General features: G+C 61.2%; 10 protein-coding genes. 8 read left to right on the forward strand and 2 right to left on the reverse strand.

The genetic code is table 11. The annotated features are described in order from the left end of the window. The first annotated feature begins 57 nt into the window (after positions 1-57). Positions 58-1,881, forward strand: coding sequence for a translational GTPase TypA (gene typA / locus NR126_RS21875; RefSeq protein WP_027617372.1), 1,824 nt, complete (start codon positions 58-60; stop codon positions 1,879-1,881). A 110-nt stretch (positions 1,882-1,991) separates the two neighbouring features. On the opposite strand, the gene NR126_RS21880 is transcribed toward typA, so the two are convergent. Then, entirely contained in the window at positions 1,992-2,432 is a 441-nt protein-coding gene (locus tag NR126_RS21880; protein WP_027617373.1) for a YkgJ family cysteine cluster protein, read from the reverse strand. A gap of 252 nt (positions 2,433-2,684) precedes the next feature. On the opposite strand from NR126_RS21880, the gene NR126_RS21885 reads away from it, so the two are divergent. From NR126_RS21885 to NR126_RS21905, 5 genes are all read left to right on the forward strand, one after another. Further along, a complete protein-coding gene (locus NR126_RS21885; RefSeq protein WP_105754070.1) occupies positions 2,685-5,135 on the forward strand; it encodes a glycogen/starch/alpha-glucan phosphorylase in 2,451 nt (816 codons plus the stop codon). Positions 5,136-5,235: 100 nt separating this feature from the next. Continuing rightward, complete coding sequence (locus NR126_RS21890; RefSeq protein ID WP_256831355.1) at positions 5,236-8,376, forward strand: DUF2339 domain-containing protein; 3,141 nt, start codon at positions 5,236-5,238, stop codon at positions 8,374-8,376. After that, the gene (locus tag NR126_RS21895; protein ID WP_372827107.1) at positions 8,373-9,746 is read left to right on the forward strand and encodes a DUF3999 domain-containing protein; all 1,374 of its coding nucleotides are present in this window, start codon (positions 8,373-8,375) and stop codon (positions 9,744-9,746) included. The genes NR126_RS21890 and NR126_RS21895 overlap by 4 nt, the downstream gene beginning before the upstream one ends. Positions 9,747-9,935: 189 nt before the next feature. Further along, positions 9,936-10,946: a class 1 fructose-bisphosphatase gene (locus NR126_RS21900; protein ID WP_027617377.1), complete on the forward strand. Its 1,011-nt coding sequence runs from the start codon at positions 9,936-9,938 to the stop codon at positions 10,944-10,946. Between the two features lie 3 nt (positions 10,947-10,949). Then, positions 10,950-11,552 (forward strand): DUF924 family protein, encoded by a 603-nt coding sequence (locus tag NR126_RS21905; RefSeq protein WP_256831362.1) that lies wholly within the window; start codon positions 10,950-10,952, stop codon positions 11,550-11,552. An 88-nt stretch (positions 11,553-11,640) separates the two neighbouring features. On the opposite strand, the gene NR126_RS21910 is transcribed toward NR126_RS21905, so the two are convergent. Next, positions 11,641-13,533, reverse strand: coding sequence for a methyl-accepting chemotaxis protein (locus tag NR126_RS21910; RefSeq protein ID WP_256831365.1), 1,893 nt, complete (start codon positions 13,531-13,533; stop codon positions 11,641-11,643). A 279-nt stretch (positions 13,534-13,812) separates the two neighbouring features. On the opposite strand from NR126_RS21910, the gene NR126_RS21915 reads away from it, so the two are divergent. Beyond that, positions 13,813-14,067: a hypothetical protein gene (locus NR126_RS21915; RefSeq protein ID WP_027617380.1), complete on the forward strand. Its 255-nt coding sequence runs from the start codon at positions 13,813-13,815 to the stop codon at positions 14,065-14,067. A 31-nt stretch (positions 14,068-14,098) separates the two neighbouring features. After that, positions 14,099-14,668, forward strand: coding sequence for a lipocalin family protein (locus NR126_RS21920; RefSeq protein WP_027617381.1), 570 nt, complete (start codon positions 14,099-14,101; stop codon positions 14,666-14,668). Positions 14,669-14,707 lie beyond the last annotated feature (39 nt).

Consider the following 14,707-nt stretch of genomic DNA (forward strand, 5'->3'; position numbering starts at 1 on the left):
CTGTAAATCGCTGCCAAGACTTGTCAGCACACCGAATCCTCTGATCGAGATACACAAGTGATCGAAAATCTACGCAACATCGCCATCATTGCTCACGTTGACCACGGTAAAACCACCCTGGTAGACAAACTCCTGCGCCAATCCGGCACCCTGGAGCGCAACGAGCTCAACGACGAGCGCGTGATGGACTCCAACGACCAGGAGAAAGAGCGCGGTATTACCATTCTGGCGAAAAACACCGCCATTAACTGGAACGGCTACCACATCAACATCGTGGACACCCCGGGCCACGCCGACTTCGGCGGCGAAGTAGAGCGCGTAATGTCGATGGTCGACTCCGTTCTGCTGCTGGTTGACGCTCAAGACGGCCCTATGCCGCAAACCCGTTTCGTGACCAAAAAGGCTTTCGAAGCCGGCCTGCGTCCGATCGTCTGCATCAACAAGGTTGACCGTCCAGGCGCACGTCCGGACTGGGTTCTGGACCAGATCTTCGACCTGTTCGACAACCTGGGTGCCACCGAAGAACAGCTGGACTTCAAAGTTGTCTACGCCTCGGCCCTGAACGGTATTGCCGGTCTGGACCACACCGAGATGGCTGAAGACATGACCCCGCTGTACCAGTCGATCGTCGACAACGTACCAGCGCCGTCCGTTGACCGTGACGGTCCGTTCCAGATGCAAATCTCCGCTCTGGACTACAACAGCTTCCTGGGTGTTATCGGTGTTGGCCGTATTGCCCGTGGTACCGTCAAGCCAAACACTCCGGTAGTGGCTATCGGCGCCGACGGCAAGAAGCGCAACGGTCGTATCCTGAAGCTGATGGGTCACCACGGTCTGCACCGCATCGACGTTGAAGAAGCAGCAGCTGGCGACATCGTGTGCATCAGCGGCATGGACTCGCTGTTCATCTCCGACACCCTGTGCCACCCGGACACCGTCGAGGCGATGAAGCCTTTGACCGTTGACGAGCCAACCGTTTCCATGACCTTCCAGGTAAACGACTCGCCTTTCTGCGGTAAAGAAGGCAAGTTCGTGACTTCCCGTAACATCAAGGAACGTCTGGACAAAGAGCTGCTGTACAACGTTGCACTGCGCGTTGAAGAAGGCGACTCGGCTGACAAGTTCAAGGTTTCCGGCCGTGGTGAGCTGCACCTCTCGGTACTGATCGAAACCATGCGTCGCGAAGGCTTCGAAATGGCTGTAGGCCGTCCGGAAGTGATCATCCGTCTGGTAGACGGCGTGAAGCACGAACCGTTCGAAAACGTCACCATCGACCTGCCGGAAGAATCCCAGGGCAAGGTGATGGAAGAGATGGGTCTGCGTAAAGGCGACCTGACCAACATGGTGCCGGATGGCAAAGGCCGTGTGCGTCTGGAATACAACATCCCTGCTCGTGGTCTGATCGGTTTCCGTAACCAGTTCCTGACCCTGACCAACGGTGCTGGCATCCTGACCTCGATCTTCGACCGTTACGACGTGATGAAGTCGGGCGACATGTCCGGCCGTCAGAACGGCGTTCTGGTTTCGGTTGAAACCGGCAAGGCGCTGACCTACTCCCTGGAAACCCTGCAGGCTCGTGGCAAGCTGTTCGTTGAACACGGTCAGGAAATCTACAACGGTCAAATCGTTGGCCTGAACAGCCGTGACAACGACCTGGGCGTCAACCCTACCAAGGGCAAGAAGCTCGACAACATGCGTGCTTCGGGTAAAGACGAAACCATCGCTCTGGTTCCACCTGTTCGCTTCACCCTGGAACAGGCTCTGGAATTCATCCAGGACGATGAGTTGTGTGAAGTGACTCCAAAATCGATTCGCCTGCGTAAGAAAATTCTTGACGAGAGCGAGCGTACCCGCGCTGCCAAGAAGGCCAAGGCTAACTAAGTCACTTAGTTAACCCGCCACAAAAAACGCCCCCGACCGCAAGGTTGGGGGCGTTTTTTTTGGGGTATTTGCGGTATGTCAGGCACACCGCTGGGGCTGCTATCTCTGGGTCAGAACTTGTCCAGGGTCCGCCGGCTATTGCTCTGGCGCTCCACTTCCTTGGGCTTGTAAGCGCAATAACCTGGACGCGGGCCGATTTTCGGGTGGTTGCGGCAGGTGTCGGGGCGCTTTTCATAAATAGTGCACAGACGGGATTTACGATCCAGGTAGTAGCAATCGTTGTTGCTCATGCGCTGGATGGTGAAGATCTCGGTGCGCTGGTTGAAGCGCTCGACTATCCCTTCCTTCTGCAGGCGCTTGGCGATGTTTTTCGGGGGATCGCCCATTTCGAACTCATCAACAATGCCAATGCGGATCAGGTCCTTGATCTTCACTTCGACCGGCAGCGTGCAGCAGCTGGATATGCAGGCGCCACACATGGGGGCGGAGTACTTGGCCCAGGTATCGAGACGGTCGATCTCCGCGGCAGCGATCAGGGTGGGCTTCATCATGGGCAATATCCAGCGTGTATCAGGGCGCGCGATCATACCGGGACTGGTGGATTTTTGAACAACCTTTCGCCAGATTTTTTTTATCCCGGCCGAATGCCCGCAAACCCCGGCACGACCCCTGCATCCATTTACCGTCAACAGCCTCACATTCGCGACTGACTCGCACCCATTGGAAAAACTGCCGAACCCATGCCTCTACCGTCTGTCAGACCGTCTAGGCTCAGACAATTCCATGCTCCCGAGGTCTCATCGATGACTCAAGAACCACTTGTTCGCGAAGCCGAGGTGGCTGCGTTCCGCGAAGCCGTCCTGACCAAACTGACGTACGCCGTCGGCAAAGACCCTGATCACGCCTTCGATCACGACTGGTTCGAGGCCATCGCGTTGGCGGCGCGTGATCACATGGTCGAGCACTGGATGGACCATACGCGGCAAATCTACCGCAAGGGCCAGAAGCGGGTGTATTACCTCTCGCTGGAGTTCCTCATCGGCCGCCTGCTTTACGACAGCCTGAGCAACCTCGGTTTGCTCGACGTCGCCCGCGAGGCACTGACCGAATTGGGTGTCGATCTGGAGCGCATCCGCCTGCTGGAACCCGACGCGGCGTTGGGCAACGGCGGCTTGGGGCGCCTGGCTGCGTGCTTCATGGAAAGCATGTCGACCCTGGGCATCGCCGGTCACGGCTACGGCATTCGCTACGAGCACGGGCTGTTCCGCCAAGCGATTGTCGACGGCTGGCAGCAGGAACAGACCGAGCACTGGCTGGATTTCGGTAACCCCTGGGAGTTCGAGCGGCCAGAGGTGATTTATCCAATCGGCTTTGGTGGCAGCGTCGAGACCCTCACCGATGCCAGCGGCAAGACCAAACAGGTCTGGACGCCTGGAGAGACCGTGCGGGCGGTGGCCTATGACACGCCGGTAGTCGGCTGGCGCGGTGCCAGCGTCAACACGCTGCGCCTGTGGCGGGCGCGGGCGGTCGAAGATTTGCATCTGGAGCGTTTCAACGCCGGTGACCACCTGGGTGCAGTGGCGGAAGTGGCACGTGCGGAAAGCATCTCCAGAGTGCTTTATCCGGCCGACAGCACCGAGGCGGGGCAGGAATTGCGCCTGCGCCAGGAATATTTCTTCGTTGCCGCTTCGCTGCAGGACCTGCTGCGCCGCCATCGCAACATGCATACCTCGGTGCTGACCCTGGGCGATCATGCGGCGATCCAGCTCAACGACACTCACCCCTCGATTGCCGTGGCCGAATTGATGCGGCAACTGGTCGACGTGCACGACGTGGAATGGGACGCGGCCTGGCAGGTCACCGTCGATACGCTGTCCTACACCAACCACACCTTGCTCCCCGAGGCGCTGGAGACCTGGCCGGTAGGATTGATGGAGCGGATGCTGCCGCGGCACATGCAGATCATTTATCTCATCAACGCTCAACACATCGATTCGCTGCGGGCCAAGGGTATTCATGATTTCGACGTGTTGCGCGCGGTGTCGCTGATCGAGGAAGACAACGGCCGTCGCGTGCGCATGGGCAATCTGGCATTCCTTGGCTCCCACAGCGTCAACGGCGTGTCTGGCCTGCATACGCAACTGATGCGCAGCACGGTGTTTTCGGAACTGCACAAGCTGTACCCGGAGCGGATCAACAACAAGACCAACGGCATTACGTTCCGGCGCTGGTTGTACCAGGCCAACCCCGAGCTGACGTCGATGATGGTCGATGCCCTGGGCCCTGAATTGCTGGATAACCCCGAGGAACTGTTGGTCGGCCTGGAAGCGTTCGCCGAGAAGTCGGCGTTTCGCAAGCAGTTCGCCGAGCAACGGCTGCACAGCAAGAAAGCGCTGGCCTACCTGATTCACGAGCGCTTGGGCATCGCGGTCAACCCGGCGGCGCTGTTCGACGTGCAGGTGAAGCGGATTCACGAGTACAAACGCCAGTTGCTCAATTTGCTGCACACCGTCGCCCTGTATCAGGCGATCCGTGCCGAGCCGGAAACCGACTGGGTGCCGCGGGTGAAAATCTTCGCCGGCAAGGCGGCCGCCAGTTATCACCAGGCCAAACTGATCATCAAGTTGACCAACGACATCGCCCGAACGGTCAACAACGACCCGACCGTGCGCGGCCTGCTCAAAGTGGTGTTCCTGCCCAACTACAACGTCAGCCTGGCGGAGAGCATCATCCCTGCGGCGGACCTGTCGGAGCAGATCTCCACTGCCGGATTCGAGGCCTCGGGTACAAGCAACATGAAGTTCGGCCTCAACGGTGCATTGACCATCGGCACCCTGGACGGCGCTAACGTGGAAATGTGCGAACGCATCGGCGCCGAGCACATGTTCATTTTCGGTCTCAGCGCGCAGCAGGTCGAAGCGCGCAAACAGAACCATGAGTTCCATGCCGGCCCTGATATCGCCGCCTCCCATCGCTTGAACGACGTGCTGCAAGCGATTCGCAGCGGGGTGTTTTCGCCGGACGATCCGGCGCGCTACACCGGCCTGATCGATTCGCTGATCGACTACGACCGTTTCCTGGTCTGTGCTGATTTCGATTCCTACTGGGCGGCGCAGATGCGCGTCGAGAGTCTTTGGCATAACGATAACGAATGGTGGCGTTCTGCTGTACTGAACAGCGCGCGAATGGGCTGGTTCTCGTCTGACCGCACCATCCGCGAGTACGCCACGCAAATCTGGAAAGCCTTGGAGTAGCAGTCAGGATAAATCTGTTGCAGGCCCAGCGTTTGTTGGGCCGGATCGATATACTGGGCACCGGTTTTACTGGATTCTTCAGTGCTTAGGGATATCGACCATGCAATGGACGTACATGCTGATTGGCCTGGTGCTGGGCTGGCTGCTGGATGAGTCCCTCAGCGACGCCTTTGTGGGCGCGCTGATTGGACTGGGCATTGGCCAGGTGCTGGCAATCAAACGCTTGAGCGGGCAAGCCGCCGAGCAGCAACGCCAATTGCAACTGGCGCAGGTCGCGCTGGGTACGGTCGAGCAACGCCTGGCGTTTCTGGAGGCCGGCGGCGAGCGCGTGGCGCCCGTTGCCGAGCCGCAGATTGTCGCCTCAACAAGCTCCGAGCCAGCCGCGCCAGAGCTGGTCTGGGAACTACCCCCTGAACTCGAGCCGCAACCGACGCCGGTCGACCACTGGATCGCTCGCGAGCCCGAGCAGCCAGCCGCCCCGCGTGGCTCGAACCTGATCGAACGCGGCATCAACGCAGCACGCAATTGGCTGCTGGGCGGCAACACCGTGCTGCGAGTCGGCGTGGTGCTGCTGTTTTTCGGCCTGGCGTTTCTGCTGCGCTATGCCACCGAAGGCATGGTGGTGCCGTTGGAAGTGCGCTACGCCGGGGTCGCCCTGGCCGCTTTGGCGCTGATGGGCCTGGGCTGGTGGCTGCGTCAGCGCAACCCTGACTACGCGCTGATTCTGCAAGGTGCCGGGATCGGCGTGCTGTACCTCACCGTATTCGCCGCCATGCGCTTGCACCCCTTGCTCGATCCGACGGTGGCTCTCGGTCTGTTGGTGGCGGTCACGCTGTTCTCGGCGCTGCTGGCGATCAAGCAGGATTCCCTGGCGTTGGCCTGCGCAGCCGCCTTGGGTGGATTTGCCGCGCCGATCCTGACCTCTACCGGCGCCGGCAGCCATGTCGCGCTGTTCAGTTATTTCCTGCTGCTCAATGCCGGCATCCTCGCCATCGCCTGGTTCAAGGCCTGGCGCTTGCTGAACGTGATCGGCTTCGTCGGCACCTTCGGCATTGGATTCACATGGGGCTTGCGCGCCTACACGCCGGACCTGCTGGCCAGCACCGAGCCGTTTCTGATCGGCTTTTTTCTGATGTACCTGGCCATTGGCCTGCTGTATGCCCGGCGCAAATTGCAGGAGGCGCAGGACGTCCCGCAGACCGAGGACCGCTCTGCGCTGCTGCAGTGGTCGGCGCGCAACGGCGATTACGTCGACGGTACGCTGCTGTTTGGTCCGCCACTGGTGGGCTTCGGCCTGCAATTCGCGTTGGTCCAGCATTTGCCCTTGGCTGCGGCGTTCAGTGCCCTGGTCCTGGGCTTCCTCTACATGGGCCTGGCGTATGTCCTGCGCGGCGGACGGGCCTGGTTGCTGGCGCAAACCTGTCTGGCACTGGGCGTGATTTTCACCAGCCTGGCGATCCCCCTGGGCCTGGATGCACGCTGGACCACGGCAGCCTGGGCCGTGGAGGGAGCGGGCATCTACTGGCTCGGCCTGCGTCAACGGCGACCCGTCGCCCGAGCCTTTGCCTTGCTGCTGCAATTGGGGGCAGCGCTGATCTTTCTCAGCGAACTGCACGAGGGCGACAGCAGCCTGCTCAACGGTTCGACGCTGGGCGCGTTGCTTGTTGGTGTGGCCTTGCTGTTCAGCTTCTGGCAACTGCACCAGGCGCCCCTTGAGCGCAGCCGCAGTTGGGAACGCAAAGGCCTGCCGGTGCTGGCCTGCGCCGGTCTGACCTTCATCTATCTGTTGGCACCGTTGTTTTTCTTCAGCCACGGCACAGTGATCGGCTGGGCGCTGGCCGGGTTGCTGACGCTGCTGGTGGGCGTGCGCCTGCCGTCGCGCAGCGTGCTGGTGAGTGCCCTGGTGGTGCAATTGCTGGCGGGTGTGTTGGTGATCCTGGCCGCCGGCGCTGCCGAAGATCGCGTGTTGCTGGCCCATGCCGGGTTCTGGGCGCCAGCGCTGTTGGGTATGGCCGCGCTGCTGGGGGCCTGGCAGTTGCAGCGGTACGCCAATACATTCAGCGGACTCGACCTGCAACGCCTTTCGTACGGCCTGTTGGCCTGGGGTGCGGGCTGGTGGGCGCTGGCGCTGAGTAGTGAGGTGCTGCATTTCGCCGCGCCGTCCCTGCAATCGACCTGGTTGCTCGGCCTGCTGGCGCTCAGCGTGGCGCTGTGGGCCTGGCTCGCCCTGCGTCTGGCATGGCCGGCGCTGGGCGTGCTGTGCACGCTGTTGATTCCGGCTGCGGCCCTGGTTTTGTTGGGCGCCTGGCATTCGCGCTACCACCCGGCCGCCGATTTCGGCTGGCTGGTCTGGACGCTGCTGTTCGCCGTGCATTTCCTCTCATTGAAGCGGCTGGCGACCCTGCTGCCGGCGACCGTCGCCAGTATCGCCCATGTACTCGGCTGCTGGCTGTTACTCGCGGTGCTGGTGCTGGAGTTGCGTTACGGACTGCTGGTGCTGTCGGAGCAGTACAACGCCTGGCGCTGGCTCGGCTGGGCGCTGGTGCCGAGCGTGTATCTGGTGCTGATGGCCGTGCCGCGTGCCTGGCCGTGGCCGCTGTCGAACTACAGCCGCGAGTACCGGCTATACGCTGCCTTGCCGTTGGCGTTGCTGATGCTTGCCTGGTTCTGGCTGGCGAACATCGCCAGCGACGGGAGCGCCGAGCCGCTGCCCTATGTACCGCTGATCAATCCGCTGGAAATCGGTCTGCTGTTCAGCCTGTTTGGCGTGTACCTGTGGTCGCGCAACACCCTCGATCAATTGCCCTTCGCCCAAGGCCAGCTCAGTCAGATCGTCGCCGGGGTTTCGCTGTTCGCCCTGTTCACCGCGATGGTCATGCGCACGGCGCACCACTGGAGTGGCGTGCCTTACGAGCTTGAGGCGCTGCTGGAATCGATGCGGGTGCAGGCCGGATTGTCGATTGTCTGGACCCTGATTGCCCTCGGCCTGATGATTGGTGGGCACCTGCGTAGCCGTCGCCAGGTCTGGCTGGTGGGCGCGGCGCTGATTGGCGTGGTGGTGGCCAAGTTGTTGTTTGTCGAATTGAGTAACCGCGGCGGTCTGGCGCGGATCGTGTCGTTTATCGGTGTCGGTGTGTTGCTGCTGGTGGTCGGCTATTTCGCGCCCCTGCCGCCCAGACGCATCGAAATCACATCGGGGCCGCAAGACGCGGTCAATGAATCCAAAGGAGTGTCGTCTTGAGCATCATGTTGAACCGGTCCTGGCTGGGTATCCTGGGCTGCTGTATTGCCTTGGCGGCGCAGGCTCAGGACAGCCCCGCAGATTTCACCACCCAAATGCCGTTGACCCTCAGCGGCGAGGGCCCGTGGTACCGTCTCGATTTGCCGTTGGCGGTGCAATTGCACGCGCGTCAGACCGATCTCAGTGATCTGCGGGTGTTCAATGCCGCCGGTGAGGCGCAGGCCTATTCGCTGACCCTGGCGCAGCCTGCGGTGGGTGAAAGCCTGCCGCTGCATGAACTCAAGGCGTTCCCCTTGTACGATGCGGCGGATGCGGGCTCGGCGGTGCCGAACGTGCGGGTGCAGTCCAATGCCAACGGCACCCTGGTGCAGGTCCAGCCGCCCAGCCAGTTGGAGGCCGGTGAAGAGGTGCGTCGCGGTTGGCTGCTGGATGCCAGTGCGATCAAGAAACCGTTGCAGCAGTTGATCCTTGACTGGTCCAGTGAACAGGATGGATTTCAGCGTTTCAGTATCGAAGCCAGCGACGACCTGCAGCATTGGCAGACCTGGGGCGAGGGGCAGGTTGCACGGCTGTCGTTTGCCGACGAGCGAGTCGAGCAGCGCGAAGTCGAGTTGCCTGGCCTGCGCGCGCGTTATTTGCGATTGCTGTGGCTGTCCCCACAAGGCGCGCCGGTGCTGACGTCGGCGCAGGTTCAAAGCCTCGACGCCAGTATCCCGCCTGCTCCGCTGGCGTGGTCCGCGCCTTTGTCCGGTAATCGGCTCAAGGATGCCGAGTACAGCTGGCAACTGCCCATGGGATTGAACGTCGAGCGCGTGCAGGTGCAGTTGGATGAAGCCAACAGCCTGGCCCCGGTATTGCTCTCGGGCCGGCGGGAAAGCAGCCTGCCGTGGCAGCCGTTGAGCAGCGGCTTGCTTTATCGCCTGAGCCAGAACGGCCAGGATGTGCTGCAGGACCAGTTACCCCTGCCGGGACAGGTGGTGCAGCAGCTTAAGTTGACGGTGGATGATCGCGGCGGTGGCCTGGGTGCGCAGGCACCGATGGTGCGCTACGCGGTGCGCTCGACTCAGTTGGTGTTCCTCGCCCGTGGCGCCGGCCCCTATACCCTGGCCCTCGGCAATCCGACGGTGAAGGCGGCCAGTCTGCCGTTGGCCACGCTGATTCCGGACTTCAATCCAAAACGCCTGGAAAACCTCGGTCAGGCCCAGGTCGAGGATGGCACGCTGGTGACGGCACCGAGCGCCGTGCTAACGCCGGCGCCGCCGGTAACTGACTGGAAAAAAATCGGCCTGTGGGCGGTGTTGCTGCTCAGTGTGGCGTTCCTCGCGGCCATGGCGTTCAGCCTGTCGCGCAAGCCGTCGGTCAAGTCCTGATCAGTGTTTGCCAGGTCGGCATAGACTTGGCAAACACATTGCTGTCGTACACCCAAACGTCCTTTTTTCGGACTACGCTCAACCCCGCACATGAACTCTGTTGTGCGAATCTCGTCTGATATGAGCAATTGCCTGACGACTCGCGCTAAACTGCGCGGGTTTTTAGCCCCCATTCCTTCGGAGCCTTCCATGTCCCGCGTTACCCTGAGTCGCTATTTGATCGAGCAGACCCGTAGCAACAACACGCCTGCCGATCTGCGTTTCCTGATCGAGGTTGTAGCGCGCGCCTGCAAGGAAATCAGCCATGCAGTATCCAAGGGCGCCCTGGGCGGCGTTCTGGGGAGCATGGGCACCGAAAACGTGCAGGGCGAAGTGCAGAAGAAACTCGACGTGATTTCCAACGAGATCCTGCTCGAAGCCAACGAATGGGGCGGTCACCTGGCCGGCATGGCGTCCGAAGAAATGGACAACGCCTACCAGATCCCGGGTAAATACCCGAAAGGCGCGTACCTGTTGGTATTCGACCCGCTGGACGGTTCGTCGAACATCGACATCAATGCCCCGGTCGGGACCATCTTCTCGGTACTGCGTTGCCCGAACGAGTACCTGAGCCAGAACGAAGCGCTGAACGAAAACGCCTTCCTGCAGCCAGGCACCCAGCAAGTCGCTGCCGGCTACGCGATCTACGGCCCGCAGACCATGCTGGTGCTGACCCTGGGCGACGGCGTCAAGGGCTTCACCCTGGACCGTGAAATGGGCAGCTTCGTGCTGACTCACGAGAACATCAGCATTCCTGAAACTACCCAGGAATTCGCCATCAACATGTCCAACCAGCGTCACTGGGAAGCCCCGGTACAACGCTACGTCGGCGAACTGCTGGCCGGTGAAGAAGGCGCGCTGAAAAAGAACTACAACATGCGCTGGGTCGCGGCGATGGTTGCCGACGTGCACCGCATCCTGACCCGTGGCGGTCTGTTCATGTACCCACGCGACAGCCGTGAACCGTCGAAGCCGGGCAAACTGCGCCTGATGTACGAAGCCAACCCGATGTCGTTCCTGGTTGAGCAAGCCGGCGGCGCGTCCACCGACGGTCACCAGCGCATCCTCGACATCAAGCCCGAAGGCCTGCACCAGCGTGTTGCAGTGTTCCTGGGTTCGAAGCAGGAAGTTGCACGCATCACGGCTTACCACAAGGAATAAATCATGACCACGCCCTGGCAGCCGTTGCTTGAGTGGTGGTTCGGTTCGGCCGATGACCCCAACGCAGTGGCGGCGCAACAGGGCACGTTGTGGTTCGGCAAGCGTGACAGCCAGGACCTCGAAGCGCGCGAGCGTTTCGGGGAGCTGGTGGAACAGGCACTGGCCGGCGGATTGACCGAGTGGACGCAAGGTCCCGAAGGTTGGCTGGCCCTGGTGTTGTTGCTCGACCAATTACCGCGAATGATCTTTCGCGAGACCCCCAAGGCCTTTTCCGGCGATCTGCGCGCACAAAAGCTGGTAGCGCAGGGCATTGCGGCGGATTTCGACCGCGCGTTACGGCCGATCCAGCGGGTGTTCATCTACCTGGTATTCGAACACTGCGAGCACCTCGCGGTGCAGAACGAGGCGATCTCGCGCTTTACCGAGTTGATGAGCCAGCAGCCCGAAGCCGATCGCGCGGTGTTCGCCGATAACCTCGACTATGCCGAACGGCATCAGCAGATCATCGCCCGGTTTGGCCGCTTTCCCCATCGCAATGCGGTGTTGGGGCGTGAGTCGACGGCTGAGGAATTGGCGTTTCTCAAGCGGCCTGGGTCGGGCTTCTGAAAAAGCTTTGCTGGCAAGCCAGCTCCTTCAGATCGCACACGTCCAGGCAGGAGCTGGCTTGCCAGCGAAGAGGCCCTTGAGGGGCACCTCAGATCCTGAAACTCCCCACCAACTGCTTCAACCGCGCCGCCTGTTGCTCAAGGTCGGCACACGCACGCAGGGTCGCCTGCAGGTTTTCCACCCCTTCCTGATTCAGCGTGTTGATCTCGGTAATGTCGACATTGATCGACTCGACCACGGCGGTCTGTTCTTCGGTGGCGGTGGCCACTGACTGGTTCATGCCGTCGATTTCGCCGATGCGCTGGGTCACACTGCCCAGCCGTGCGCCGGCCTGATTAGCGATGCCGACACTGTTTTCGCTCTGCCGCTGACTGTCGGTCATGATGCTCACCGCCGCGCTGGCGCCGACCTGCAGTTCCTCAATCATTGTCTGCACTTGCTGCGCCGAGTCCTGGGTGCGGTGGGCGAGGTTGCGCACTTCGTCGGCGACTACCGCGAAACCACGCCCGGCCTCACCGGCACGCGCGGCTTCGATGGCGGCGTTAAGCGCCAGCAGGTTGGTTTGCTGGGAGATGCTGGTGATCACCTCAAGGATCTGCCCGATGTTCACCGTGTTGCTGTTCAGGGTCTCGATGTTGCCGCAGGAATCGCTGATCTGTGCCGACAGTTGCTGCATCGCCGCGATGGTTCTATCCACCACCTGCTGACCTTCCTCAGCCAGGCCGCGCGCGTCGCTGGAGTGCTGCGAGGCGAGGGCAGCGTTCTGCGCAATTTCCTGGGCGGCAGCGCCCAGTTCATTGATCGCTGCCGCGACGCTGCTGGTGCGCGAGGCTTGCTGGTCAGAGTTGAACATCGACGAGTTGGAGGCGCTGACCACCCGCAGGGCCACTTCGTTGACCTGGCCGGTGGCCGAGGACACTTCGCGGATTGAGTTATGGATGCGCTCAACGAAACGGTTGAAGGACAGCCCCAGGGTGCCGAATTCATCGTGACCGTGAATCCTCAGGCGCTTGGTCAGGTCACCTTCGCCTTCGGCGATGTCGTGCATGGCCCGGCCCATGTCCAGCAGCGGCTGCATTAATACCCGGATCAACATGCCCAGCAGGCTGATGATGATCACCACGGCAATCAGCATGGCAACGATCGCCGAGGTGCGGAACTCGCTGAGCATTGAGAATGCCGTGTCCTGATCGAGCACCAGGGCTACGTACCAATTGGCCGACGGCACGCCGTTGACCGGGGTGAAGGAGATGAATTGGCGGCGGCCATCCACCGTGACTTCCTGCAGACCGGCCCGCACCTGCGGCGTGTTGCCGGGGTAGGCATCGCCCAGGGACTTGAGGACCAGTTTGCTCTCGGGATGGATCAGGATCTTGCCGTCACCGCTGACGATGAACGCATGGCCGTGGCCGTCGAAGTCCAGCGAGTTGATGATCGAACTGACGCTGCCCAGATCGATGTCGGCACCGGCGACACCGATCATCTGGTTCTGCCGCTGCACCGGGGTGGCCACGGTGATCACCAGCTTGCCCGACGAAGCGGCGACATAGGGTTCGGTGACAATGCTCTGCTGGGCAGCGTTGGCTGCCTTGTACCAGCCACGGCTACGGGGGTCGTAATCGGCTGCGCGATTGCCGGCCGGCACCGAGTGCATCACGCCGTCGGCACCGCCGAAGTAGCTCAGTTGAAAGTTACGGGTGTACACCGGCAAGCCAACCGCGCGCTGCAGGGTAGTGGTGCCAGGGCCGTCGGCGGCTACTTGCTGCGCCAGCGATTGCAGCAGTTGAATGCGGCTTTCCAGCCAGGTCTGGATGTTGCTGGTGGTCAGGCTGCCGAGTTCCTGCATCGAGGCCTCGGTGCTGGTACGCAGGGTCTGGCGCTGGCGGTAGTCGTTGAACAGGATGAAACAGGCAAATGCGACGGCCACCACCAGGGCAGCAGCGAGCAGGATCTTGTGGCTGAATTTCATGTTTCTGGTCATTAAAGGAGCTACCGCGGGAGGACTGATCAACGAGAGGGCGACACAGGGTCACAGCTGGCTTGACGCAGCTTCTATGTCGACAGGGCGGCGCCAAAGATTAGGCGGCTTTTGCGAATTTCGACGAAATGCCGATTACTCGCAAAAAGTCGCTGATTTGCCGGGGAAATGCCGATTTGACCGTTCAAGAAATTCCCGCAGGGGCTGGGAACCAGATGGGGGTTTTCTCTTCTAAGCTTCTGGTTGGCAGCCACGCCAGCGTTTCTTTCCAGGAGTTTCACCATGTCGCTGCGATCTATCGCCTTGCTTTCGTTTTGCGTGCTGTTGGTCGCGTGCAGCAAGGTCAACCAGGAAAACTACTCGAAATTGTCGACGGGCATGCCCAAGGCCGACGTGGAAAACCTGCTCGGCAAACCAGCCGATTGTTCCGGCGCACTGGGCATGTCCAGCTGCACCTGGGGCGACAAGAACAGCTTTATCAGCGTGCAGTACGCCGGTGACAAAGTGCTGATGTTTTCCGGGCAAGGCCTGAAGTAATCCGGGGCTACGCGCCCTCGGGAGAAGAATAATGATGCGGTTTGTAATAGCTATTTTTGCCAGCCTGATCTTGGCTGGCTGCGCCACCCATGGCGATGATTCGCTGGCGCCGAAAACGGCCGGCGAGGTCAATCTCAAGCGTTATCAGGGCAAGTGGTACGAACTGGCGCGCATGCCGATGTACTTCCAGCGCAACTGCGCGCAGTCCGAAGCCCATTACTCACTCAAGCCCAACGGTGAGATCGATGTGTTGAACCGCTGCCTGACCGCCGAATGGAAGTGGGAAGAAGCCCGCGGCACGGCCGTCGCGCAGGTACCGGGCAAGACTGACAAGCTTTGGGTTAATTTCGACAACTGGTTTACCCGCCTGCTGCCGGGCGTGGTCAAGGGCGACTACTGGGTGCTGTACGTCAGCGACGACTACCAGACCGCGATTGTCGGCAACCCCAATCGACGCTACCTCTGGCTGCTGTCGCGCAAGCCGGAAGTCAACGCCGATACTCGCGAAGAATTGCTCAGCCGCGCCCGTCAGCAAGGCTACGACACCACCCGCCTGATCTGGCGTGTGTCGGACACACGCATGGCGCAGACCTCGAAGTAAGGCTGCCGCGAGGGAGCCTGCTCCCTCGCCACAACCCCG

This window comes from Pseudomonas sp. Pse1 (assembly GCF_024519635.1).
Taxonomy (GTDB): Bacteria; Pseudomonadota; Gammaproteobacteria; order Pseudomonadales; family Pseudomonadaceae; genus Aquipseudomonas.

Bases quoted from the DNA above. Each gene is read 5' to 3' on its own strand.
- NR126_RS21880 (WP_027617373.1), bottom strand. From the start codon at position 2,432: ATGATGAAGCCCACCCTGATCGCTGCCGCGGAGATCGACCGTCTCGAT.
- NR126_RS21890 (WP_256831355.1), top strand. From the start codon at position 5,236: ATGCAATGGACGTACATGCTGATTGGCCTGGTGCTGGGCTGGCTGCTG.
- NR126_RS21885 (WP_105754070.1), top strand. From the start codon at position 2,685: ATGACTCAAGAACCACTTGTTCGCGAAGCCGAGGTGGCTGCGTTCCGC.
- NR126_RS21900 (WP_027617377.1), top strand. From the start codon at position 9,936: ATGTCCCGCGTTACCCTGAGTCGCTATTTGATCGAGCAGACCCGTAGC.
- NR126_RS21910 (WP_256831365.1), bottom strand. From the start codon at position 13,533: ATGACCAGAAACATGAAATTCAGCCACAAGATCCTGCTCGCTGCTGCC.
- NR126_RS21915 (WP_027617380.1), top strand. From the start codon at position 13,813: ATGTCGCTGCGATCTATCGCCTTGCTTTCGTTTTGCGTGCTGTTGGTC.
- NR126_RS21905 (WP_256831362.1), top strand. From the start codon at position 10,950: ATGACCACGCCCTGGCAGCCGTTGCTTGAGTGGTGGTTCGGTTCGGCC.
- NR126_RS21920 (WP_027617381.1), top strand. From the start codon at position 14,099: ATGATGCGGTTTGTAATAGCTATTTTTGCCAGCCTGATCTTGGCTGGC.